The following is a 23,014-nucleotide window of genomic DNA, read 5'->3' as shown; positions in this document are numbered from 1 at the left end:
GCATTAAGATATGAAACTCAATCCTCAACAACAACAGGCTGTCGAATATGTCAGTGGACCTTGCTTGGTGCTAGCTGGTGCTGGCTCGGGCAAAACTCGCGTGATCATCAATAAGATTGCTCATTTGATTGAACACTGTGGTTATTTACCTAAACAGATCGCTGCCGTGACCTTTACCAACAAAGCCGCTCGTGAAATGAAAGAGCGTGTAGCCCATTCCATTGGTAAAGAAAAATCCAAAGGATTGATTGTTTCCACTTTCCATACCTTAGGTTTCGACATTATCAAACGGGAATATAAAGCTTTAGGCTTTAAATCGAATATGACCTTGTTTGATGAGCACGATCAACTTGCTTTACTCAAAGAACTGACGGCAGATGTTCTGCAGGAAGATAAGGATTTATTGCGAGAATTAATCTCGGTTATTTCCAATTGGAAGAATGATTTGGTTTCGCCAAAACAGGCTTATGCCTTAGCAAAAGATGCCAAATATCAAACCTTTGCAAAATGTTATGAGCGTTATGCGGCGCAAATTCGTGCTTACAATGCGTTGGATTTTGATGATTTAATTATGTTGCCAACCTTACTCTTCAAACAAAATGAAGAAGTGCGGTCAAAATGGCAGGAGAAAATTCGCTATCTGTTGGTGGATGAATATCAAGATACTAATACCAGCCAATATGAACTCATCAAATTACTCGTTGGCGAGAGAGCTTGCTTTACCGTAGTGGGTGATGACGACCAATCCATTTATTCTTGGCGAGGCGCTCGTCCACAAAATATGGTGCGCTTACGTGATGATTTTCCGCGTTTGCAAGTCATCAAATTAGAACAAAATTATCGTTCCACTCATCGTATTTTGCATTGTGCCAACATTTTGATTGATAACAACGAGCACGTATTCGACAAAAAGCTGTTTTCCAACTTGGGCGAAGGTGAAAAACTGCAAGTCATTGAAGCGAAAAATGAAGAGCATGAAGCAGAACGGATTGTAGCGGAATTGATTGCCCATCGTTTTAGCCGTAAAACCAAATTCAAGGATTATGCGATTTTGTATCGGGGGAATCATCAATCGCGTCTATTGGAAAAAGTGCTGATGCAAAACCGCATTCCGTACAAAATTTCTGGTGGAACGTCTTTTTTCTCTCGTGCTGAAATTAAGGACATGATGGCCTACTTGCGTTTGTTGGTGAATCAAGACGATGATGCAGCCTTTTTGCGTATTGTGAATATACCAAAACGGGAAATTGGTACTGCAACACTGCAAAAATTAGGTGAGTTGGCACAGGAAAAACATATCAGCTTATTTGAGGCGATTTTTGAGTTTGAACTCATGCAACGAGTCACGCCAAAAGCCTATGATGCATTGCAAAAATTTGGTCGTTGGATTGTGGAGTTGAACGATCAAAGTTTACGTTCCGATCCTGAAACCGCTGTGCGTTCGTTACTTTCTTCATTGCATTACGAAGAATATTTGTATGAGTATGCCACCAGTCCGAAAGCTGCTGAAATGCAGAGTAAAAACGTGGCAACCTTATTTAGCTGGGTAGAGGATATGCTCAAAGGCGATGACGTGAATGAGCCGATGAATTTAAATCAAGTGGTCACTCGTTTAACGCTACGCGACATGATGGAACGCGGCGAAGACGATGACGAGAGTGATCAAGTGCAATTAATGACATTGCATGCCTCCAAAGGCTTAGAGTTTCCCCATGTGTATTTAATCGGTATGGAAGAGGGGATTTTGCCTCATCAAACCAGTATTGATGAAGATAATGTAGAGGAAGAACGCCGTCTAGCCTATGTGGGCATTACTCGAGCACAACAAACGCTCACTTTTTCCCTTTGTCGTGAACGACGTCAGTTTGGCGAGTTAATTCGCCCAGAGCCTAGCCGTTTCTTGGCAGAGTTACCACAAGATGATGTGCAATGGGAAAAAGATAAGCCAAAATTAACGGTAGAGCAGAAGCAACAACAAACTTCTAGTCAGCTCGATCGTTTACGAGCCATTTTAAAAGGCTAGAGATGATTAAAGTGCGGTAGGAAATTTATTTGTTTTTTCAACCGCACTTTATTTATGCAAAATGTAGATAAATCAAGCAACCAAAACGGCTTTTACAAAAAATGATTTGACTTATTTTCAAAAAAACGTATTATACCGCCCACAAACCGATTGTGGTGAGATGGCCGAGTAGGCTGAAGGCGCTCCCCTGCTAAGGGAGTATGGGGTCAAAAACTCCATCGAGGGTTCGAATCCCTCTCTCACCGCCATTTGTTTTTAGTTTTATTATTCTGCACCCGTAGCTCAGCTGGATAGAGTACTCGGCTACGAACCGAGCGGTCAGAGGTTCGAATCCTCTCGGGTGCGCCATTTTAAATCGACTCTATCAGTTAAAATGGTCATGAAAAATAAAACATCACTACGCACCCGTAGCTCAGCTGGATAGAGTACTCGGCTACGAACCGAGCGGTCAAAGGTTCGAATCCTTTCGGGTGCGCCATCTTCTCTCTTCAAACTTTTCTTTTTATCAAAAATAATTAACGCTTTATTTAGTTATTTTTCTCGATCATCAATAGTTTTTAACAAATAATTTCCGTGTATGTCTGTGACACTTCTAAAACCGACATTCGTGATTTTATAAGGAAAATTTGTCTTGTATTCGACGTTATCGTGGTGATGGCCATGGAAAACGTGTCTTACCCCTAATTTTTCTGCGAGTTGATTAATCACACGAAATCCCATTGGATGGGGTTTAGGTGCTTCATGGCAAATTAGAATATCGGCTTGCTCGTTTTCAATGGCTTCGATATCAGAAGGGAAAATAGACGTGCGATGACGTAATGGTACACCGCCACGCCAAATTTTTTCTTGCGGGCTATATTGGCAATAGTGGATAGGGTCAAAATACATTGGTTTATTGGGTGGCATCCAGATTTGTCCTCGGAATACGCCACCTAAGCCAGCAATACGTTGACCTTGGATTTCAACAACACGATTATGCAAATTGCGCGATTTCCAATGTGTACCCCAAATCGCCTCAAATGCGGCAACGGTTTTGCTATCGTGGTTGCCGTGAATAAACCAAATATCACAATATTTTGCGAGGTTATCTAATTCATCAGGCGAAGAAAGCTGCAAGTCGCCTAAAATAATCAGGGCAACGTTGTCGTTTTCTTGCACGAAAGGATAAAGATGTTCATAACTTCCGTGCGGATCGCCTGCGAATAAAATCATTTTATTTCTCGTTGGTCAATGTGCGTTTAGTATGCTGTAAACCTTCAAGTTCTTCATCATTTAACACTTTTTCTACAACAGATTTCACTTGGTTATAACGGTCTAAATAACTTGGCGATTCAATTTCAATGTAAGGCACTTTGTATTTATCTAACAATTTCTTCAATAATTGTTGGAATTGTTGACGTTGTTTTTGGCTGCCTAGACTACGTAAGCCATCATCCACCCATTTTGTATTGTTTTTCAATAAAATGGTGACATCAAACGGGTATTCTTTGATCATGGAATCGAGGAACGGATGCGCTTTGCCTTCGTATTGAATACAAAAAGCCTGCGTGGTAATGAAATCGGTATCAATAATCGCTACTTTATGGGCGTGACGTACGGCATAATCAATATAGCGTTGGTGACCTAGTGCCATTTGTGGATAGTCAGAATATTGCATGGCTTGCTCATCGCCACCTAATTTTTCGAAGACATATTCCCGACCATATTCCCATGCAGAAGTAGTATTAAATACGGCAGCCAGTTTGCTGACTAACACACTTTTACCGCTGCTTTCCCCACCCAAAATGGCAATGGTTTTTGCAAAGAATGGACGGACTTCTTTAGGAATGAATTTCCAATATTGGAAAGGTGTAGTACGAATTTTCGTCGCAGATACATTAAAGAAAGAGCGGTCAGGATCCACTAAAGAAACTTCGAGGCCTAAGTATTTTTCGTATGGCGCTTTGTCTTGTGGCTCACTACTAAATACCATTGTAGGGGTAAATTGTTTTTCTTCAAATAGATTTTTTACCGCGTCACTCCAAGCTTGCCAGCCATTTGGGTAACTTGGAATGCCATCTTCAATTAAGTGATGAATGAAAATTTGATTTTTTTGATATTTAAAGATTTGCTGCATCCAGCGAAGGCGATCTTGTACTGTCGGCATGCGTTTCATTTTACTATCATAGAACAGCTTTAAATCGCGTTCAGTATCGCTACAGACAATCACGTGAAGCTCATCCACTTTACTGAATGCTTCATAAATCATATTAATATGGCCAGTGTGAACAGGGTAGAATTTCCCAAAAATCACACCCACTTTTTTATCGTGTTTGTTCGACATAATGTATCCTTCGCTAAATGGCCACTACGAGGTGGCTGAATAGTCCTATTTTATGCAATCTTTGTGCAAATAAAAACATTTTTCATTGAATGATTTTTTACAGTGACATTTTACGTTATACTACGGCCTGCATTCTCAGGGCAGGGTGAAATTCCCTACCGGTGGTGACAGCCCACGAGCACTTAAAAGTGCGGTCAATTTTGATTGCGTTTTACAAAATTGTTTCGCTTTGTACTTTTAAGGTTAGCAGATTTGGTGAAATTCCAAAGCCGACAGTATAGTCTGGATGAAAGAGAATAAAACGGATTGGGTTCCCACTTCCGTTCTATTTATTTGCATTTCTCAGCCCTGATTCTGGTTAATTTTAACGTAACAACAAAAGGAAATTACGATGAATCAGTCAATTTTATCTGCATTTGGTGCGACCGGCGAAGAACGGATAATTAACGCATTGAATGCATTCAAACAAGGTAATGGCGTATTAGTATTGGATGATGAAGATCGCGAAAATGAAGGCGATTTAATCTTCCCAGCAGAAACCATTACGCCAGAACAAATGGCAAAACTTATTCGTTATGGCAGTGGTATCGTATGTTTATGTATCACCGATGAACAATGCAAACAGCTTGATTTGCCACCAATGGTTGAGCATAACAATAGCGTGAATAAAACCGCGTTTACCGTGACGATTGAAGCGGCAGAAGGTGTGTCGACAGGTGTATCGGCGCAAGATCGTGTTACCACAATCAAAGCGGCAATTGCAGATCATGCAAAACCGACAGATCTTCACCGTCCAGGACATGTTTTCCCATTACGTGCCGCAGAAGGCGGTGTTTTGGCACGTCGTGGTCATACTGAAGCCTCAGTTGATTTAGCACGTTTAAGTGGTTTTAAACCGGCAGGTGTCATTTGTGAAATTACGAATGATGATGGCTCTATGGCTCGTGCTGCAGAAATTATCGAATTTGCGAAAAAATTTGGTTATGCGGTATTAACAATTGAAGATTTAGTGGCATATCGTCAAAAACATCAGTGCTAATTAAATACTTGGAAAACAAAAGTGCGGTCAGAAAATCTATTAAATTCTGACCGCACTTTGCATTTCAGGCTTAATTGGTTTCCACAAAGCTTAATGCCGTTTCGACCACTTCGATTCCTGCACCTTGCTTAAAGGCATTTTCACTTAAATAGCGTCGCCATTGTCTTGCCCCTTTGCAGTTTTGGAATGCACCAAGCATATGTCGAACGATATGATTTAAATAAACACCTTGGCTCAGTTGTTTTTCAATATAAGGGAACATGGCTTCCACCGCTTGTCTTGGTGTGACGATATCCGCATTAGCATCAAAAAGCATTTGATCAACATAGCCCAACAACGACGGGTTTTGATAAGCCTCACGCCCAACCATCACGCCATCCACAAATTGCAAATGATGTTTCATTTCTTCGATGGTTTTAATGCCGCCATTAATTGCAATGGTTAACTGTGGGAAATCTTTCTTTAATTGATAAACACGATCATAATCCAAAGGGGGAATCTCTCGATTCTCTTTTGGGCTTAATCCGGAAAGCCAAGCTTTTCGAGCATGAACAATAAATTCTTGGCAGCCTGCATAATGGACTTTTTCGATAAAGTCGCAGAGAAATTCATAGCTATCCAAATCATCAATGCCAATACGCGTTTTCACGGTGACAGGAATATTCACGACACGTTGCATTTCTGCAATACATTCTGCTACTAAATCCTCTTTTGCCATCAAACAAGCACCAAACATACCATTTTGCACGCGATCGGAAGGGCAGCCGACATTCAGATTAATTTCATGATAGCCTCTTTCTTCGGCTAATTTGGCACAATGTTTAAGCTGTGCGGGATCGCTTCCCCCGAGCTGTAGGGCAACCGGATTTTCTTGTAAATCAAAATCTAAATGATCGTATTTCGCATGAATAATGGCGGGTGCTGTGACCATTTCGGTATAAAGCAACGCATTTTTACTAAATTGACGATGAAAATAGCGACAATGGCGTGTCGTCCAATCTAACATTGGCGCAACGGAAAAGCGTCCACGATAAAAGTGCGGTTGGTTTTCTGACATATATTATTTCTCTTGAATCTCGTTACGGCGCAGATCTTCTGCTTGTTGTTCCTGCATTCGTTGACGGAAACGTCCAGCCGCAAAGTGGTAAAAAGGTTTCGGACTAAATTGGCGCGAAATTATGGAGGCAATGATACTGGAAATCAAGAGCCAAATCAGCACAGGTTGAGCCCCCGTCATTTCCATTACCACTACGCTGGCTGTTACAGGAGATTGTGTGCCGCCCGCTAAAAAGGCTGCCATACATAAAATGACCAAGAAACGTTGATCGACCATGCCGTTACTGATTTCCCATAACATGGTGCCGATACCCGCGCCTGTAGTGAGAGATGGCGTAAAAATTCCGCCCGCGATGCCATTCCAATAAGTCGTAACCGTTGCGAAGAGTTTTAGTATCCCCACTTCAGGTGACACGAGTTGTCCTTCTAATGCTCTGGTGACAACATCATAACCTGTTCCATAGGTTTGTCCTTCGCTGTAGGTGCCCAGAGCAGCCAACACTAAACCAAGTAATAAGGCAATATAAATAGGGTGTTTTCGGATCCAATCACGCCATTTGATTGGAGAAAGTCCCGAGAGTCCTTTGGCAAGGAGTCGTCCAAATATACCACCCAATACACCGCAGACGACGCCACAAATGGCAAGCCAAAGATATAAATAAGGAATAGAGGTCTCGCCCTTATAAACAGGAAAGTAAGGGCTATTGCCTTGAATCGCTACTAAAATAAAACCGGCAGCTAATACACCGAGTAATACACGTCTTTCCCAGCGTAACATCACGCCGCGACCAAGTTCTTCAATGGCAAAAATGACACCGGCCAAAGGCGCATTAAATGCGGCAGCAAGACCTCCTGCCGCACCGGTGGCAATGAGTTCATTTGTACTCAAGCCGCGGAAAGCAAAGTTATATTTACGACAGAAATTTCCCCAAGCGAGCATGATAGCCGCACCTACTTGAACGGAAGGCCCTTCACGTCCAACCGAAGCCCCCATCGCCATAGCAAGGAAAGTCAGAGGGATTTTCCAGATAGTTTGACGAAATTCAACCAGTTTTGTTTTATAGCCACTGTAAGGAAGATTGATGGATGCAATCACTTGTGGAATGCCGCTACCGCCAACATAAGGTGTGTATTTGGCGGTAAACCAGGTGAGAAAAGCAAGACCAAGCGGTAAAACGATCCAAACGGCGAGAGGGTATTTAGCAGACCAATAGGCATTAAATTCAAGTCCGATATCGGCTAGCTTGGCAAATCCAAAGGAAAAGAGAGCAACAAATATCGCACCAATCAGTAAACATACGAATTCGAGTGTTTTATGAGAGATACGATGCGTTTGTCGAAGTTTTTTATGGTAGAAATAACGTAAATGAAAAATGAATGAACGTAACATAATGATTGCCAACAAAATAATTCTGCTTGAAATTATAAAACCCTAGCCACTGACAGGCAATTGATTTGGAAAAAGAGAGGTAAAACTAAATGAATTAAATATCTTGAAGAAAATGTATTAAATCTAAAGATGGGATGGAATAAATTATTTTAAAATCATATAATTATAGAAAATCTCTTAAGTTAAGTCAGAATTCACTACACTTAGATCAATAATTATAAGGATTCTATTATGAAAAAAATGCTATTTATCTCGATGATCACTTGTTTCCTAACTTGTACTGAAATACAAGCATCTATAGCAAATTCTACCAGTTCGAGTAGTCAATTTAATCAAATTTCGACTAATTTGAGTAATGAAGAATTTGGTAAGCATATCCTCAAAAAAGTTTATCCGAGAGCTGTATACGATAAATGGAGTAAATCTTGGGAAGATGATAGTTTTTTTATTGATTATGATTTAAAAGATATTCAAACCAGTGAAGGAGAAAAGCGTTATTTTGCACTGAATTATGGAACTGCAGGATATAATGAGGAACTGTATTTATATATTTTCAAAAAGTCATTAGATGAATGGGTTTTAGAAAATCAGGAATATATGAATTCTGAAAACTTTGAGCAAAAACCATTATTTAAAAATAAAAATATAGAGCTTCTTGGTAAAGCATCGGTCGTTAAGCTAGGAAAGGATACACTGGGTTTTCAATTAGACGGTCGTGATGGAGGGAGTGGCGGTGAGAAAGGTGATATTAGTTGGATTTATCCCGTAGGTAATAAAATGAAAATGGTGGCAGGGTGTCATTATGAAGAGTGGCGTTTTGGGCCTCTCGGCGTTGAATGCGAGCCTAAAATTAATTCAAGCCTAAAACCAACAGAGGCATTTTATCCGATCGAATTGAATTATAAGCTTGTGAAATATAAGCTTAATGATAAGGCTCAGAGTGGGTCAGAAGAATGGGATATAAAGAGCATAGGTAACAAGAAAGGTAAGGTAGTCATTTTATTTAATCCACAAACTCAAACTTATGAACTACCCGCTGGTTTTGAAAAAATTAGTACGAATGCGGAACAACTATGGAAGCACTTTAATAAAATAACAGAGTCTAAGCAAAAACAAGTGGATTGATTTTTAATCCTCAAGCCTTGACGATATTTAATGAAGGAGGCTGTTAAGCGCAAAGAATGCGATGCTTGACATTTTTCCATGAACTCTTTAAAATTCAGCGTCTATTTCTTCCGTCTATTGGATGGAGAAATAGATTTTGTAACAAACATTCTATTATGAATAACATTTAAACTGGAGCTTTTTTAATGGCAACTATCAACCAGCTAGTACGCAAACCGCGTGTGAAAAAGGTTGTAAAAAGTAACGTTCCTGCATTAGAGGCTTGCCCGCAGAAACGTGGTGTGTGCACTCGTGTATACACAACTACACCTAAAAAACCGAACTCAGCATTACGTAAAGTATGTCGTATTCGTTTAACTAATGGCTTTGAAGTAACTTCTTACATCGGCGGCGAAGGTCACAACCTTCAAGAGCACAGTGTTGTGCTTATCCGTGGTGGTCGTGTTAAAGACTTACCAGGTGTGCGTTACCACACTGTACGCGGCGCATTAGACTGTGCAGGCGTTAAAGATCGTAAACAAGGTCGTTCTAAATACGGCGTTAAACGTCCTAAAGCTTAATGGAACTCCGTTAAGTAAGGCCAAACGTCTAAATTAGTAAAAATTTAAATCAGAAACTCCAGTATCACATTAGCTCACTTTAAAGTGCGGTTAATTTTTATAGAGTTTTGGATATCCTGAAGATTAAATATACGGAGAAATTCGCAATGCCACGTCGTCGTAGTGTTGAACCACGCAAGATTCTTCCAGATCCGAAGTTCGGTTCAGAGTTACTTGCAAAATTTATTAATGTATTAATGGTAGACGGTAAAAAATCCGTTGCTGAAACCATCGTTTACGGTGCGTTAGACAAACTTGCAGAACGCACAGGTAAAGAACCTTTAGAAGCATTTGAAATTGCACTTGAAAACGTTCGCCCAACTGTTGAGGTTAAATCTCGTCGTGTTGGTGGTTCTACTTACCAAGTGCCAGTTGAAGTACGTCCAGTTCGTCGTAACGCATTAGGTATGCGTTGGATCGTTGAAGCTGCACGTAAACGCGGTGATAAATCAATGGCTTTACGTCTTGCAAATGAATTATCTGATGCATCAGATAACAAAGGCGCAGCAGTGAAAAAACGTGAAGATGTTCACCGTATGGCTGAAGCTAACAAAGCATTTGCTCACTTCCGTTGGTAATACGCTTTTAAAATTTAAGGGCTTCATCCTCGATGAAGCCTTACCCTTATATAAACAGATATTAAACTTAACAAGGTTATAATAATGGCTCGTACAACCCCTATTGAAAGATATCGTAATATCGGTATTAGTGCGCACATTGATGCTGGTAAAACTACTACCACTGAACGTATCTTATTCTACACCGGTGTAAGTCACAAAATTGGTGAAGTACACGATGGTGCAGCAACAATGGACTGGATGGAACAGGAACAAGAGCGTGGTATTACCATTACCTCTGCGGCAACTACCGCATTCTGGTCTGGTATGTCACAACAGTTCCCACAACACCGTATCAACGTTATCGATACCCCGGGACACGTAGACTTTACTGTTGAAGTAGAACGTTCTATGCGTGTTCTTGATGGTGCGGTAATGGTTTACTGTGCGGTTGGTGGTGTTCAACCTCAGTCTGAAACTGTATGGCGTCAAGCTAACAAATATCAAGTTCCACGTATTGCGTTCGTAAACAAAATGGACCGTACTGGTGCTAACTTCTTACGTGTTGTTGATCAACTTAAAACTCGTTTAGGTGCGAACGCTGTTCCTCTTCAACTTCCAATCGGTGCAGAAGAAAACTTCACTGGTGTTGTTGACTTGATCAAAATGAAAGCGATCAACTGGAATGAAGCAGACCAAGGTATGACCTTCACTTATGAAGATATTCCAGCAGAAATGCAAGCAGCGTGTGAAGAATGGCGTCAAAACCTTGTTGATGCAGCAGCTGAAGCAACTGAAGAATTAATGGAAAAATACCTTGGTGGTGAAGAGTTAAGCGAAGAAGAAATTAAAGCAGGTCTTCGTCAACGCGTATTAGCAAACGAAATCATCTTGGTAACTTGTGGTTCTGCATTCAAAAACAAAGGTGTTCAAGCAATGCTTGATGCAGTTGTTGAATACTTACCAGCACCAACTGATATTCCAGCAATCAAAGGTATCAACCCAGATGAAACTGAAGGTGAACGTCACGCAAGCGATGATGAGCCGTTCTCTTCATTAGCATTCAAAATTGCAACTGACCCATTCGTAGGTAACTTAACTTTCTTCCGTGTGTACTCAGGTGTAATTAATTCTGGTGATACAGTATTAAACTCAGTACGTCAAAAACGTGAACGTTTTGGTCGTATCGTACAGATGCACGCTAACAAACGTGAAGAAATCAAAGAAGTTCGTGCGGGCGATATCGCTGCAGCAATCGGCTTAAAAGATGTAACAACGGGTGATACATTATGTGCTATCGATGCACCAATCATCCTTGAGCGTATGGAATTCCCAGAGCCAGTAATCTCTGTAGCAGTAGAACCTAAAACTAAAGCTGACCAAGAAAAAATGGGTCTTGCATTAGGTCGTCTTGCTCAAGAAGACCCTTCATTCCGTGTACACACTGATGAAGAATCTGGTGAAACTATTATTTCTGGTATGGGTGAGTTACACTTAGATATCATCGTTGACCGTATGAAACGTGAGTTTAAAGTGGAAGCTAACATCGGTAAACCACAAGTATCTTACCGTGAAACTATCCGCACTCGTGTTAACGATGTGGAAGGTAAACACGCAAAACAATCTGGTGGTCGCGGTCAATATGGTCACGTTGTTATCGACTTATATCCATTAGATCCAGAAGGTCCTGGTTATGAATTTGTAAACGAAATCAAAGGTGGTGTAATCCCTGGTGAATACATTCCTGCGGTTGATAAAGGTATCCAAGAACAACTTAAATCTGGTCCGTTAGCGGGTTACCCAGTAGTAGATCTTGGTGTACGTTTACACTTCGGTTCATACCATGATGTTGACTCATCTGAATTAGCGTTTAAATTAGCCGCTTCTTTAGCATTTAAAGCAGCGTTTGCTAAAGCAAACCCAGTTCTACTTGAGCCAATCATGAAAGTTGAAGTAGAAACTCCACCTGAGTATGTTGGTGATGTAATCGGTGACTTAAGCCGTCGTCGTGCTATGGTTAACGGTCAAGAAGCGAACGAATTCGTTGTTAAAATCGATGCAGAAGTTCCACTTTCTGAGATGTTCGGTTATGCAACAGACTTACGTTCACAAACTCAAGGTCGTGCATCATACTCAATGGAACCGTTAAAATATGCTGAAGCGCCAACAAGTGTTGCTGCTGCAGTAATTGAAGCGCGTAAAAAATAATTTTTTGTAACAATCCGCTCTATAAGTCGAATGGCTTATAGAGCATTTTCTAGGAAACTAAACAAATGTCTAAAGAAAAATTTGAACGTACAAAACCGCACGTAAACGTGGGTACAATCGGCCACGTTGACCACGGTAAAACAACTTTAACAGCAGCAATCACAACCGTATTAGCAAAACACTACGGTGGTGCAGCTCGTGCATTCGACCAAATCGATAACGCGCCAGAAGAAAAAGCGCGTGGTATCACCATCAACACCTCACACGTTGAATACGATACTCCAACTCGTCACTACGCACACGTTGACTGCCCAGGACACGCGGACTATGTTAAAAACATGATTACCGGTGCGGCGCAAATGGACGGTGCTATTTTAGTAGTAGCAGCGACAGATGGTCCTATGCCACAAACTCGTGAGCACATCTTATTAGGTCGCCAAGTAGGTGTACCTTACATCATCGTATTCTTAAACAAATGCGACATGGTAGATGACGAAGAGTTATTAGAATTAGTAGAAATGGAAGTTCGTGAACTTCTTTCTCAATATGACTTCCCGGGTGACGATACTCCAATCGTACGTGGTTCTGCATTACAAGCATTAAACGGCGTTGCAGAATGGGAAGAAAAAATCCTTGAGTTAGCAAACCACTTAGATACTTACATTCCTGAGCCAGAGCGTGCAATTGACCAACCGTTCCTTCTTCCAATCGAAGACGTGTTCTCAATTTCAGGTCGTGGTACAGTAGTAACAGGTCGTGTTGAGCGTGGTATCATCCGTACTGGTGATGAAGTTGAAATCGTTGGTATCAAACCAACTACAAAAACAACAGTAACTGGTGTTGAAATGTTCCGTAAATTACTTGACGAAGGTCGTGCAGGTGAAAACATCGGTGCATTATTACGTGGTACCAAACGTGAAGAAATCGAACGTGGTCAAGTATTAGCGAAACCAGGTTCAATCACTCCACACACTGATTTCGAATCAGAAGTTTACGTATTATCAAAAGATGAAGGTGGTCGTCACACTCCATTCTTCAAAGGTTACCGTCCACAGTTCTATTTCCGTACAACTGACGTAACTGGTACAATCGAGTTACCAGAAGGCGTGGAAATGGTAATGCCTGGTGATAACATCAAAATGACAGTAAGCTTAATCCACCCAATCGCGATGGACCAAGGTTTACGTTTCGCAATCCGTGAAGGTGGCCGTACAGTAGGTGCTGGTGTTGTTGCGAAAATCATCAAATAATTGATGTATTAACTGTAACAAGTTAGATAAAGAAGGCGTATCGAGAGATGCGCCTTTTTGTTTGCCTAAAATTCCGCAAAATTATAATGAAAATTCAAATTAAAAAAGTGAATGTTAGGAAGAGAGAAATATTTGTTAGAGGAAAAAAAGTGGCGGAAGGTCATGGGAGTTGAACCCACCCGGGAACGCTGGCGTCCCCAACAGGATTTGAAGTCCTGCCACCTCACCGGAGATGACGACCTTCCGTTATTGAAATTGCGGTTACTTTAGCGTAAATTAGTTTATAATTCAACGCCATTTTGAAATAGGAATTAAAAATGACCGCACTTTTTCAACAACTTCCTTCGGTAGATAAATTTTTAAAAACACCAGAAGGTGAAATGCTTTTAACTGAATTTGGTCATTCAGCTGTCGTGCGTGAATTGCGCCAATTATTGTCTGAAGGGCGCGAGTTTATCAAACAACATCAAAACTTACCGCACTTTTTTGCCGATCACCTAAGTACATTACATCATTTACAACATTGCTTGGTTCAACAAAATCATGTACAAATTAAATCAGTTCATAATTTAACGGGCACGGTATTACATACAAATTTAGGGCGAGCATTATGGGCTGAAAGTGCACAACAAGCGGCACTTCATGCGATGAAAGGTAACGTTGCGCTGGAATATGATTTGGAAGAAGGCAAACGCAGTCATCGGGATAATTATATTAGTGAACTACTTGCACAACTAACAGGTGCAGAAGCTGCTTGTATCGTAAACAATAATGCTGCAGCCGTACTCTTGATGTTGGCTACCTTTGCTAAAGATAGAGAAGTCATTATTTCTCGTGGGGAATTAATTGAAATTGGCGGAGCATTTCGCATTCCAGACATTATGGCTCAAGCAGGCTGTAAACTTGTTGAAGTGGGAACAACAAACCGCACACATTTGAAAGATTACCGTCAAGCAATCAATGAAAACACGGCTTTCTTAATGAAAGTACATTGCAGTAATTATCATATTAGTGGGTTTACCGCTTCGGTTTCAGAACAAGAGTTGGTTGATCTTGGACGAGAATTTGATATTCCTGTTATAACGGATCTTGGTAGTGGGGCATTGATTGATCTAAGCCAATATGATTTACCGAATGAGCCAACGGTGCAAGAAAAAGTCGCACAGGGCGTAAACTTGGTGTCATTCTCGGGTGATAAATTATTGGGTGGAACACAAGCCGGTATTATCGTCGGTAAAAAAGAGTGGATTGCTCAGTTACAAGCTCACCCATTAAAGCGCGTATTGCGTTGCGATAAAGTGATTTTAGCCGGGCTTGAGGCAACATTACGCCTTTATCTCCAACCGGAAAAACTCACTGAGACATTGCCAACTTTACATTTGCTCACCCAATCAATAGATGTATTAAAAGAAAAAGCCGAACAACTTAAAGCCGGTTTAGCAAACCGCTTAAAAGATTACCAGGTTGAGATTGAAGAAAGCTTTGCTCAGATTGGGAGTGGTTCTCAACCGATGGCGACGATTCCTTCTCTCACGGTGACGATTGCCGAAAAAACAGAGGCAAAATTGACCGCACTTTTGACTACATTTAAGCAATTAGAACAACCGATAATCGGCCGAGTTGAGAAAGGAAAAATCTGGTTAGATTTACGTAGCGTGGCCGACTTTAAGGCACTATTAGATACGGTGGAAAAATTATGATCATAGTAACATCAGGACATGTCGATCATGGTAAAACAGCCCTTTTGCAAGCGCTGACAGGCACGAATACTGCCCATTTGCCGGAAGAAAAAAAACGTGGCATGACCATTGATTTGGGGTATGCCTATTTGCCTTTAAAAGAGAAAGTGCTCGGGTTTATTGATGTGCCTGGCCATGAAAAGTTTCTCGCCAATATGTTGGCGGGGCTTGGTGGTGTGCATTATGCGATGCTCATCGTTGCTGCAGATGAAGGGATTGCCGCACAAACTAAAGAACACTTAGCGATTTTACGTCAGCTTCAATTTACTGAAATCATGGTGGTGATTACCAAGGCTGACCGAGCAACAGATGAGCAAATCGAGGCATTAAAAACACAAATTCAGACGGATTATCCATTCTTAGCTGAATCTCATTATTTTATTACATCGGCGCAAACAGGCTTAGGTATTGATGCGTTACGTGATTATTTAGCCAATTTACCTGAATTAGCTGAAATGGATAAACCATTCCGTTACGCTATCGACCGTGTCTTTAGCGTGAAAGGGGCGGGGACAGTAGTAACGGGCACAGCATTTGCAGGAACGGTGGCCATTGATGATGAACTCTTCCTTTCTACGGGACAAAAGGTTCGCGTAAAAAATATCCATGCTCAAAATACACCGAGTGAGAAAGGCTTGGCTGGTCAACGCTTAGCGCTCAATTTAAACGTTGATTTAGATCGTATTCCAATGCAGCGTGGCGATTGGTTGTTAGCCTCAGAGCCACTTGAGCCAACCGATCGTATTACCATTGAAATTACACCTGAAGTGAATTTGAAAGACAGTCAGCCTGTACACATTTATCATGCGGCAAGCCGTACGACGGGTAAACTCACCTTGCTTGAAAGCAAAAATGCAATGAAAAATGACCGCACTTTGGCAGAAGTGATTTTAGAACAGCCATTATTTTTAGCTTTTGGGGATAAATTAATTTTACGTAGTGGTGATGCGAAAGCGTTAATTGGTGGTGCTAAGGTACTCGAAATTCATTCACCAAAACGTTATAAGCGCACAGAGGCTCGCTTAGCGTTCTTGGCTAAACTTAATCAGGCTCAAACCGCCACACAACGCATCGGATTGACCTTACAAAAAGAGGCGATTTCAGCTCAAGCTTTAATGTGGAGTGAGCAACTAACCGAAAATCAATTGGCTGAAGCATTGGCCGAGAACGGCGATATCCGTTTCCAAAATTGGTGTTTTAATCGCGATTATCAACGTGAAAAAACGCAGCAAATTTTGACCGCACTTGCTACCTATCATGAGCAACATAATGATCAGCTAGGTTTGAGTAAGGCCCGCTTATACCGTATTGCAACACTAAACCAACCGGAAAATCTGATTTATCATTTTATTGAAGAAATGCTTGATGAAGGCCAATTGCAGCAGACTCGTGGTTGGCTACATTTGCCTTCACACAAAATCCAATTTTCAGCTGAAGAGCAAAGCTTATGGCAAGCGGTGTTAGCTGAATTTGAGAAAGCGCATGGTCAAGCCATTTGGGTACGTGATATGGCAACAGCCTTGGCGCAAGATGAAAGTGTGATGCGTAATTTTATGTATAAAGCGGGTAAATTGGGCTATCTTACGCCAATCGTAAAAGATCGTTTTTTCCTCACAGAAAGCATTTATGCTTATGCTCGCTTAATTAAGGAAATGGCAGGCGAAGAAGGTAAAGTTGCCGTAAATGAATTACGTGATAAACTGAACTTCGGTCGAAAACTGACAGTGCAATTAATGGAATATTTTGACCGTACCGGCTTTTTACGCCGCAAAGGCAATGATCACATTCTACGTGATAAAGATACATTTGATTTATAGGATAACACATGAAAAAGACATTCATTTCAGCCTTAATTTTAACCGCACTTTTTACTGCAACAGGTTGCGAAGATAAAGAAGCGAAAGCAACCATTGCGCAACAAACACAGACAATTGCACAACTGACGGCAGAAAATACGCAATTAAAAGCTGAAAAAGAAAAGGCTGAGAAAATTATCCCTGCAATAATTGCTCAAAATGATGTGATTTTTGATAAAGAGGAGACTATCAAATATCCTAAACCGGTCAAAGAAGATGAATATGCGCCTGTTGAAGGTAAGATTCATTACAGCGTTTCTACACTAAAAACGAATATTGAGTGGTTAGATAAACTACTTTTAGAAGAAATTTCAAAAAATGCTGATGGCAAACCAAGAAGCCGCGAGCAGCTTATTGCAGATTACCAGAAAGCATATGATGAAGCTAAAAAAGAGATGTTGGAATTCCCGATAAGTGGTGTTGATGAAACCTTAGATTTAGCATTTAGTCACCAAAGGGGTAAGCTTGCAGTATTTCTTGTAAACTATTACAGCTATGAAGGTGGGGTTCATGGGGTTGGTGGTTATTACTATCTTAATATTGATTTAGAAACGAAAAAACAACTTTCATTTGATGATGTTTTTAAACCAAACCAACAAACCAAATTAAAAGAATTACTTTGGGAACGTTACACTCGATATGGCGAGGTAAAAGATGAGGAAGTATTTACATCAAAAGATGCTTTTGAAGTGACCGATAATTTCTATTTAGATCATGATGGGATTCATTTTGTGTATAATGTGTATGAAATTGCGTCTTATGCAGAAGGGCCACAGGAGCTGGTGATTGAGTGGTGGAATGCCTCTGCGTTATTGAAGCCTGAATTTCTTCAGAAACAGTATTATCCCGTTTCGAGTAATACGGCAGAATAACAAAGTGCGGTCAATAATGGCCGCATTTTTATTGGCCTTTTTTCACCCAGTATTTAAAAGGTGTCTCTTTGGTTTCACTCGCTAAAAGGGTATGTTCCATAAATTGGCAGAAACTGGGAATATCGCGAGTCGTGGCGGGATCGTCCGCCAAAATAAGCAGCACTTCACCTTCATTCATGTGGCGAATGTTTTTTCTCACGAGCATTACAGGTTCAGGACAACATAAACCAACGGTATCAAGGGTTTTATTGACAGTAATTTCAGTCATATTTATGCTTATGCTCGCTTAATTAAGCAAATGGCAGGCGAAGAAGGTAAAGTTGCCGTAAATGAATTACGTGATAAACTGAACTTTGGTCGAAAACTGACAGTGCAATTAATGGAATATTTTGACCGTACCGGTTTTTTACGCCGCAAAGGCAATGATCACATTCTACGTGATAAAGATACATTCGATTTATAGGATAAAACATGAAAAAGACATTCATTTCAGCCTTAATTTTAACTGCACTTTTTACTGTAACAGGTTGCGAAGATAAAGAAGCGAAAGCAACCATTGAGCAACAAACACAGACAATTGCACAACTGACGGCAGAAAATACGCAATTAAAAGCTGAAAAAGAAAAGGTGGAGAAGGTTATTCCTGCTATTTTTCCAGAAAAAGACACTATTTTTGAAAAAGTAGAAAAAATTAAATATACCCCATCGCAAGAACGTTGGTTTGAGCGTGATGAGGTAGAAATTGGTATTAGCCTATTGGGATTAAAAACGAATATAGATTGGTTAGACGAACTGTTATGGACTGAATTGGTAAAAAATGAATTTGGAGAAAATGCGCCTAAAACACGAGAGCAGGTGCTGACTGAATACAAAATAATTTTGAATGATATAAGAGCATCTTTAGAAAAAGAGCCTGAGCTAGGTTTCTCTCGTCATGCTTGGATGGTATTTGTTGGTCAAAAAGAAAAATTAGCGACTTTTGCAGTGAGGTATTATAGCTATACTGGAGGACCACACGGTGTAGGTGGTAACGTATATTTAACTGTAGATATGACAACACATAAAGTTCTAACGCTTTCCGATATTATTGATCAGAAAAAACTCCCTGAAGTTAAAGAATTATTATGGAGGTTTTATACAGACTCTGGTCGCATAAAAGATGAAGATGCGTTTACGAAAAAAACAGATTTTGATGTTTCTAAGAATTTCTATCTTGCACACGATGGTATTCATTTTATTTATGACGAGTATGAAATTGCTTCGTATGCCGAGGGCGAGCAAGATTTAGTGATATCGTGGGGATTGCTACAACTTGAAAATTTATTAATGCCAGATTTTGTAAAACAGAAGTATTATGACTTCGGATATATAGCGCCATACACAACACCAGTAGAAGAGTAATCAAAGTGCGGTCAATATTGGCCGCATTTTTATTGGCCTTTTTTCACCCAGTATTTAAAAGGTGCATCTTGGGTTTCACTCGCTAAAAGGGTATGTTCCATAAATTGGCAGAAACTGGGAATATCGCGAGTCGTGGCAGGGTCATCCGCCAAAATAAGTAGAACTTCACCTTCATTCATGTGGCGAATGTTTTTTCTCACGAGCATCACGGGTTCAGGACAACGTAAACCAACGGTATCAAGGGTTTTATCGACAGTAATTTCAGTCATTATTATTCATCAGTTTTATTGAAATTGAGCTACATCATACAATAATTATGGGGAAATTTCGATAAATCCGCTATCAATGATAAACTACGCAACAAGTTTACTTGAATAATGAGTCCATGGCTGAATACCTTATCCCCAAAAGTGCGGTTGTTTTTGAAGAAGAAATTAAGAAAAGTCGATTTATCACGTATTTGCAACATACGGAAGGGCTTGAACAAGCCAAAGCTTTTTGGGCTGAAATTAAAGCGCAGCACCCTAATGCCCGCCATCATTGTTGGGCAGCCGTGGCCGGCAAGCCAACTGATTCGCAACAATTAGGCTTTTCCGATGACGGTGAGCCAGCTGGCACTGCAGGGAAACCGATGCTATCGGCTTTGCAAGGTAGCCAAATCGGTGAGATTAGTGCCGTAGTTGTTCGTTATTATGGTGGTATTTTATTAGGCACAGGCGGTTTAGTTCGAGCTTATGGAAATGGTGTGCAGCAAGCTTTAAAATTATTAGAAACTGAACGAAAAGTAGAACGTCAGTTATTCCAAGTTCATTGTGATTATGCACAATTAAATTGGATCCAAATTTTATGTGAACAACATCAAATTGAAATTTATGAACAAGATTTTCAAGTGCAGATAACATTGCAGTTAGGCATTAGTGAAGATCAAATTAAACCTTTTGAACAAGCATTAATTGAGCGTTCGGCAGGAACGTTGAAATTAGAAGAAATGAATTAAGCGAGATATTGTGCATATTTTATCCATTATTCGGATTATCGGCATTTTGATCATGTGCTTTTCCGGCACGATGCTGATTCCAGCCTTTGTGGCGCTTATTTATGGCGATGGAGGCGGTAAAGCGTTTATGCAAGCTTTTGCATTGAGCTTAACCGTGGGCATGTTGCTTTGGTGGCCTTGTCATCATCACAAACAAGAATTGCGGTCTCGTGATGGTTTCTTAATTGTGGTGGCATTTTGGTTCGTTCTTGGCGGGTTAGCAACCTTACCATTGTTATTATTTGATGCACCTCATTTAACAGTGGCTTCTGCCGTATTTGAGGCGTTTTCCGGGTTAACAACCACGGGCGCCACAGTCATGACTGGGTTAGATAATTTACCGAAAGCCATTCTGTTTTACCGTCAATTTTTACAATGGTTAGGCGGCATGGGGATCATCGTACTTGCGATTGCGATTATTCCTTTATTGGGTATTGGCGGAATGCAGTTATACCGTGCTGAAATGTCTGGTCCAATGAAAGATCAGAAAATTCAGCCAAGGATAGCAGAAACGGCAAAGGCATTGTGGTTTGTTTATTTCTTTTTAACCATGTCTTGTACCTTGGCTTATTGGCTAGCAGGTATGACACCGTTTGATGCACTTACACATAGTTTCTCGACGGTATCCATTGGCGGCTTTTCTACGCATGATGCCAGCATCGGTTATTTTAATAGCTCGGCGATTAATTTTATCACGGTTATTTTCTTGTGGATTTCTGCTTGTAACTTCGCATTGCACTTCAGAGCATTTTCGACTTTAGGACGAGAAAATATTTTGAAGATTTACACAAAAGATCCAGAATTCCGCTTCTTTATGAGTATTCAAATTTTGCTTATCGTGGCTTGTACATTAGTAATGATAAGTCATCAATATTTTGATTCCTCATGGCAAGATTTTGAGCAAGTCGTATTCCAAGCCGTATCAATTTCAACGACAACAGGCTACACCACATCGAATTTTGCTGAGTGGCCTTCTTTTGTGCCGATGTTATTAATTATTGCCTCTTTTATTGGTGGCTGTGCAGGCTCAGTCGGTGGCGGTTTGCGTGTTGCACGAATTTTAGTGCTATATCTTCAAGGTGCAAGAGAACTGAAACGATTTGTACACCCTAATTTAGTGTATCCAATTAAATGGGGTAAAAATGTCCTTGATGAACGAGTGATAGGGAGTATCTGGGCCTTTTTCTCAGCGTATCTATTGGTATTCACTATTTGTTTATTAAGTGTGATTGCATGTGGTGTTGAACCTTTTGATGCCTTTAATGCGGTATTAGCAAGTATTAATAACCTTGGACCGGGATTAGGTTCAGTAAGCAGTAATATGACGGCGATGCCAGATAGTGCTAAATGGGTACTCACCATTGCGATGGTATGCGGTCGTTTAGAAATTTTCACATTATTGGCGCTCTTCACACCGGCGTTTTGGAAGGCATAATGAAAACATTAATTTTATATTCAAGCCGTGATGGACAAACTAAAAAGATTGCTGAATTTATGGCTCAGTATCTTGAAGGAGAAGTGATGGTTTCACCGTTAATGGAGGAGCAGGATCTTCAAGTTTTTAATCGCGTGATTATTGGAGCATCCGTTCGTTATGGTCACTTTAATAAACAGGTATATCGTTTTGTAGAACGTCATCACGAATTGTTGAATGCAAAAAGTGCGGTCTTTTTTGGTGTAGGTTTAACCGCGAGAAAAGAAGGGAAAGATACGCCAGAGGGAAATGTCTATGTTCGTAAGTTCCTTCAACGCATAAAATGGACTCCGGTAAAAGTCGGCGTGTTTGCAGGGGCATTGCTATATCCACGCTATAAATGGATTGATCGTGTCATGATCCAATTGATTATGAAAATTACAGGTGGCGAAACAGATTCGACCAAAGAAATTGAATATACCGATTGGGGAAAAGTAAAGGCATTTGCAGAAAGTCTGAATTCGTAGAATAAAACACCATAAAAATTGTGTTTTTTAGACGATTTGATTAAAAGATCTTCAACCAATAAAAAATTTACATTTTTTTACAAAAAGATCTTGCAAAGGAGTCTGAAATGCCTATAATACGCCCCACACAACGACGCGCTGTTGTGAATCTTAAGAAAAACCGGTGCGTCGTTGTTTTTTGCTCTTTAACAATATATCAGACAATCTGTGTGGGCACTTGTTGATTGACTTGTTTTAAAAATATTTTTTAATTTTGAAGTCTTAATAGGTGCTAACTAGAAATTCATAATACTTTTTAAGTAGTGACATTTTATGTCAGCAGTATTGAGCGATTGAACTTGAATTGAAGAGTTTGATCATGGCTCAGATTGAACGCTGGCGGCAGGCTTAACACATGCAAGTCGAACGGTAACATAAAGAAGCTTGCTTCTTTGATGACGAGTGGCGGACGGGTGAGTAATGCTTGGGAATCTAGCTTATGGAGGGGGATAACTACGGGAAACTGTAGCTAATACCGCGTAATATCGAAAGATTAAAGTGTGGGACCTTCGGGCCACATGCCATAGGATGAGCCCAAGTGGGATTAGGTAGTTGGTGAG

At 40.4% G+C, this 23,014-nt stretch carries 20 protein-coding genes, 4 tRNA genes, 1 rRNA gene, 1 pseudogene and 1 riboswitch (1 of these 27 running past the window's edge); of the genes and pseudogenes, 19 read left to right on the top strand and 7 right to left on the bottom strand.

The window, feature by feature from the left end; genetic code table 11:
- The first annotated feature begins 10 nt into the window (after positions 1-10).
- From rep to INQ00_RS02010, 4 genes are all read left to right on the top strand, one after another.
- Complete coding sequence (gene rep / locus INQ00_RS02025) at positions 11-2,023, top strand: DNA helicase Rep (protein ID WP_197547147.1); 2,013 nt, start codon at positions 11-13, stop codon at positions 2,021-2,023.
- Between the two features lie 154 nt (positions 2,024-2,177).
- A tRNA-Ser gene (locus INQ00_RS02020) sits at positions 2,178-2,271 on the top strand.
- Positions 2,272-2,294: 23 nt separating this feature from the next.
- A tRNA-Arg gene (locus INQ00_RS02015) sits at positions 2,295-2,371 on the top strand.
- Positions 2,372-2,424: 53 nt separating this feature from the next.
- Positions 2,425-2,501 (top strand) — tRNA-Arg (locus tag INQ00_RS02010).
- Positions 2,502-2,554: 53 nt separating this feature from the next.
- On the opposite strand, the gene INQ00_RS02005 is transcribed toward INQ00_RS02010, so the two are convergent.
- Complete coding sequence (locus INQ00_RS02005) at positions 2,555-3,235, bottom strand: metallophosphoesterase family protein (RefSeq protein ID WP_049356784.1); 681 nt, start codon at positions 3,233-3,235, stop codon at positions 2,555-2,557.
- Between the two features lies 1 nt (position 3,236).
- Positions 3,237-4,346 carry a multifunctional transcriptional regulator/nicotinamide-nucleotide adenylyltransferase/ribosylnicotinamide kinase NadR gene (gene nadR, locus INQ00_RS02000; RefSeq protein ID WP_081000845.1) on the bottom strand — a complete coding sequence of 370 codons (1,110 nt, stop codon included), beginning with the start codon at positions 4,344-4,346 and terminating at the stop codon, positions 3,237-3,239.
- Between the two features lie 127 nt (positions 4,347-4,473).
- Positions 4,474-4,648: riboswitch (FMN riboswitch) on the top strand.
- Between the two features lie 89 nt (positions 4,649-4,737).
- On the opposite strand from nadR, the gene ribB reads away from it, so the two are divergent.
- A complete protein-coding gene (ribB, locus tag INQ00_RS01995; protein ID WP_197547146.1) occupies positions 4,738-5,385 on the top strand; it encodes a 3,4-dihydroxy-2-butanone-4-phosphate synthase in 648 nt (215 codons plus the stop codon).
- 70 nt (positions 5,386-5,455) lie between these two features.
- On the opposite strand, the gene dusA is transcribed toward ribB, so the two are convergent.
- Both dusA and INQ00_RS01985 read right to left on the bottom strand, forming a co-directional pair.
- Positions 5,456-6,442, bottom strand: a complete 987-nt coding sequence (dusA, locus tag INQ00_RS01990) for a tRNA dihydrouridine(20/20a) synthase DusA (RefSeq protein ID WP_197547145.1) — start codon at positions 6,440-6,442, stop codon at positions 5,456-5,458.
- Between the two features lie 3 nt (positions 6,443-6,445).
- On the bottom strand, positions 6,446-7,831 hold the full coding sequence (locus INQ00_RS01985; protein ID WP_197547144.1) for a chloride channel protein: 1,386 nt from the start codon (positions 7,829-7,831) through the stop codon (positions 6,446-6,448).
- A gap of 231 nt (positions 7,832-8,062) precedes the next feature.
- Here INQ00_RS01985 and INQ00_RS01980 point away from each other — a divergent pair, with 231 nt between their 5' ends.
- The 5 genes from INQ00_RS01980 (at position 8,063) to tuf (ending at position 13,570) form a co-directional block, all read left to right on the top strand.
- Complete coding sequence (locus INQ00_RS01980; RefSeq protein WP_197547143.1) at positions 8,063-8,956, top strand: hypothetical protein; 894 nt, start codon at positions 8,063-8,065, stop codon at positions 8,954-8,956.
- A gap of 185 nt (positions 8,957-9,141) precedes the next feature.
- Complete coding sequence (gene rpsL, locus INQ00_RS01975) at positions 9,142-9,516, top strand: 30S ribosomal protein S12 (protein WP_005543325.1); 375 nt, start codon at positions 9,142-9,144, stop codon at positions 9,514-9,516.
- 146 nt (positions 9,517-9,662) lie between these two features.
- Complete coding sequence (gene rpsG, locus INQ00_RS01970) at positions 9,663-10,133, top strand: 30S ribosomal protein S7 (RefSeq protein WP_005699184.1); 471 nt, start codon at positions 9,663-9,665, stop codon at positions 10,131-10,133.
- Between the two features lie 84 nt (positions 10,134-10,217).
- The gene (fusA, locus tag INQ00_RS01965) at positions 10,218-12,320 is read left to right on the top strand and encodes an elongation factor G (RefSeq protein ID WP_197547142.1); all 2,103 of its coding nucleotides are present in this window, start codon (positions 10,218-10,220) and stop codon (positions 12,318-12,320) included.
- 65 nt (positions 12,321-12,385) lie between these two features.
- Complete coding sequence (gene tuf, locus INQ00_RS01960) at positions 12,386-13,570, top strand: elongation factor Tu (protein WP_049383876.1); 1,185 nt, start codon at positions 12,386-12,388, stop codon at positions 13,568-13,570.
- A gap of 150 nt (positions 13,571-13,720) precedes the next feature.
- Here the strand turns inward: tuf and INQ00_RS01955 are convergent.
- Positions 13,721-13,815 (bottom strand) — tRNA-Sec (locus INQ00_RS01955).
- Positions 13,816-13,887: 72 nt separating this feature from the next.
- Here INQ00_RS01955 and selA point away from each other — a divergent pair.
- Genes selA through INQ00_RS01940 form a run of 3 tightly spaced genes read left to right on the top strand, consistent with a single transcriptional unit; the run spans position 13,888 to position 18,037 of the window.
- Positions 13,888-15,270, top strand: coding sequence for an L-seryl-tRNA(Sec) selenium transferase (selA, locus tag INQ00_RS01950; protein WP_197547141.1), 1,383 nt, complete (start codon positions 13,888-13,890; stop codon positions 15,268-15,270).
- Positions 15,267-17,126 (top strand): selenocysteine-specific translation elongation factor, encoded by a 1,860-nt coding sequence (selB, locus tag INQ00_RS01945; protein WP_197547140.1) that lies wholly within the window; start codon positions 15,267-15,269, stop codon positions 17,124-17,126. Before selA ends, selB begins: the two co-directional genes overlap by 4 nt.
- 8 nt (positions 17,127-17,134) lie before the next feature.
- Positions 17,135-18,037, top strand: a complete 903-nt coding sequence (locus INQ00_RS01940) for an RsiV family protein (protein ID WP_197547139.1) — start codon at positions 17,135-17,137, stop codon at positions 18,035-18,037.
- A gap of 28 nt (positions 18,038-18,065) precedes the next feature.
- Here the strand turns inward: INQ00_RS01940 and tusA (INQ00_RS01935) are convergent, their stop codons facing one another.
- Positions 18,066-18,305: a sulfurtransferase TusA gene (tusA, locus tag INQ00_RS01935; RefSeq protein WP_197542522.1), complete on the bottom strand. Its 240-nt coding sequence runs from the start codon at positions 18,303-18,305 to the stop codon at positions 18,066-18,068.
- Here tusA (INQ00_RS01935) and INQ00_RS01930 point away from each other — a divergent pair.
- Both INQ00_RS01930 and INQ00_RS01925 read left to right on the top strand, forming a co-directional pair.
- A pseudogene (locus INQ00_RS01930) lies at positions 18,306-18,500 on the top strand (SelB domain-containing protein); the annotation flags it as partial. It abuts the gene before it with no gap.
- Positions 18,501-18,508: 8 nt separating this feature from the next.
- Positions 18,509-19,438 (top strand): RsiV family protein, encoded by a 930-nt coding sequence (locus INQ00_RS01925; RefSeq protein WP_197547138.1) that lies wholly within the window; start codon positions 18,509-18,511, stop codon positions 19,436-19,438.
- Positions 19,439-19,467: 29 nt separating this feature from the next.
- Here INQ00_RS01925 and tusA (INQ00_RS01920) read toward each other — a convergent pair whose 3' ends face one another.
- Positions 19,468-19,707 (bottom strand): sulfurtransferase TusA, encoded by a 240-nt coding sequence (gene tusA, locus INQ00_RS01920; RefSeq protein ID WP_054420424.1) that lies wholly within the window; start codon positions 19,705-19,707, stop codon positions 19,468-19,470.
- Positions 19,708-19,823: 116 nt separating this feature from the next.
- Here tusA (INQ00_RS01920) and INQ00_RS01915 point away from each other — a divergent pair, with 116 nt between their 5' ends.
- From INQ00_RS01915 to INQ00_RS01900, 4 genes are all read left to right on the top strand, one after another.
- Entirely contained in the window at positions 19,824-20,435 is a 612-nt protein-coding gene (locus tag INQ00_RS01915) for a YigZ family protein (protein ID WP_197547137.1), read from the top strand.
- A gap of 10 nt (positions 20,436-20,445) precedes the next feature.
- A complete protein-coding gene (locus INQ00_RS01910) occupies positions 20,446-21,909 on the top strand; it encodes a TrkH family potassium uptake protein (RefSeq protein WP_197547136.1) in 1,464 nt (487 codons plus the stop codon).
- Positions 21,909-22,415 carry a menaquinone-dependent protoporphyrinogen IX dehydrogenase gene (gene hemG, locus INQ00_RS01905; RefSeq protein ID WP_197547135.1) on the top strand — a complete coding sequence of 169 codons (507 nt, stop codon included), beginning with the start codon at positions 21,909-21,911 and terminating at the stop codon, positions 22,413-22,415. Before INQ00_RS01910 ends, hemG begins: the two co-directional genes overlap by 1 nt.
- A gap of 340 nt (positions 22,416-22,755) precedes the next feature.
- Positions 22,756-23,014 (top strand): 16S ribosomal RNA (locus INQ00_RS01900); it runs 1,281 nt beyond the window's last position.

Origin of the sequence: Haemophilus parainfluenzae (assembly GCF_014931275.1) — a bacterium.
GTDB lineage: Bacteria > Pseudomonadota > Gammaproteobacteria > Enterobacterales > Pasteurellaceae > Haemophilus_D.
Note: the sequence above shows the minus strand (reverse complement) of the source record. Positions and strands in the feature narration are given on the sequence as shown.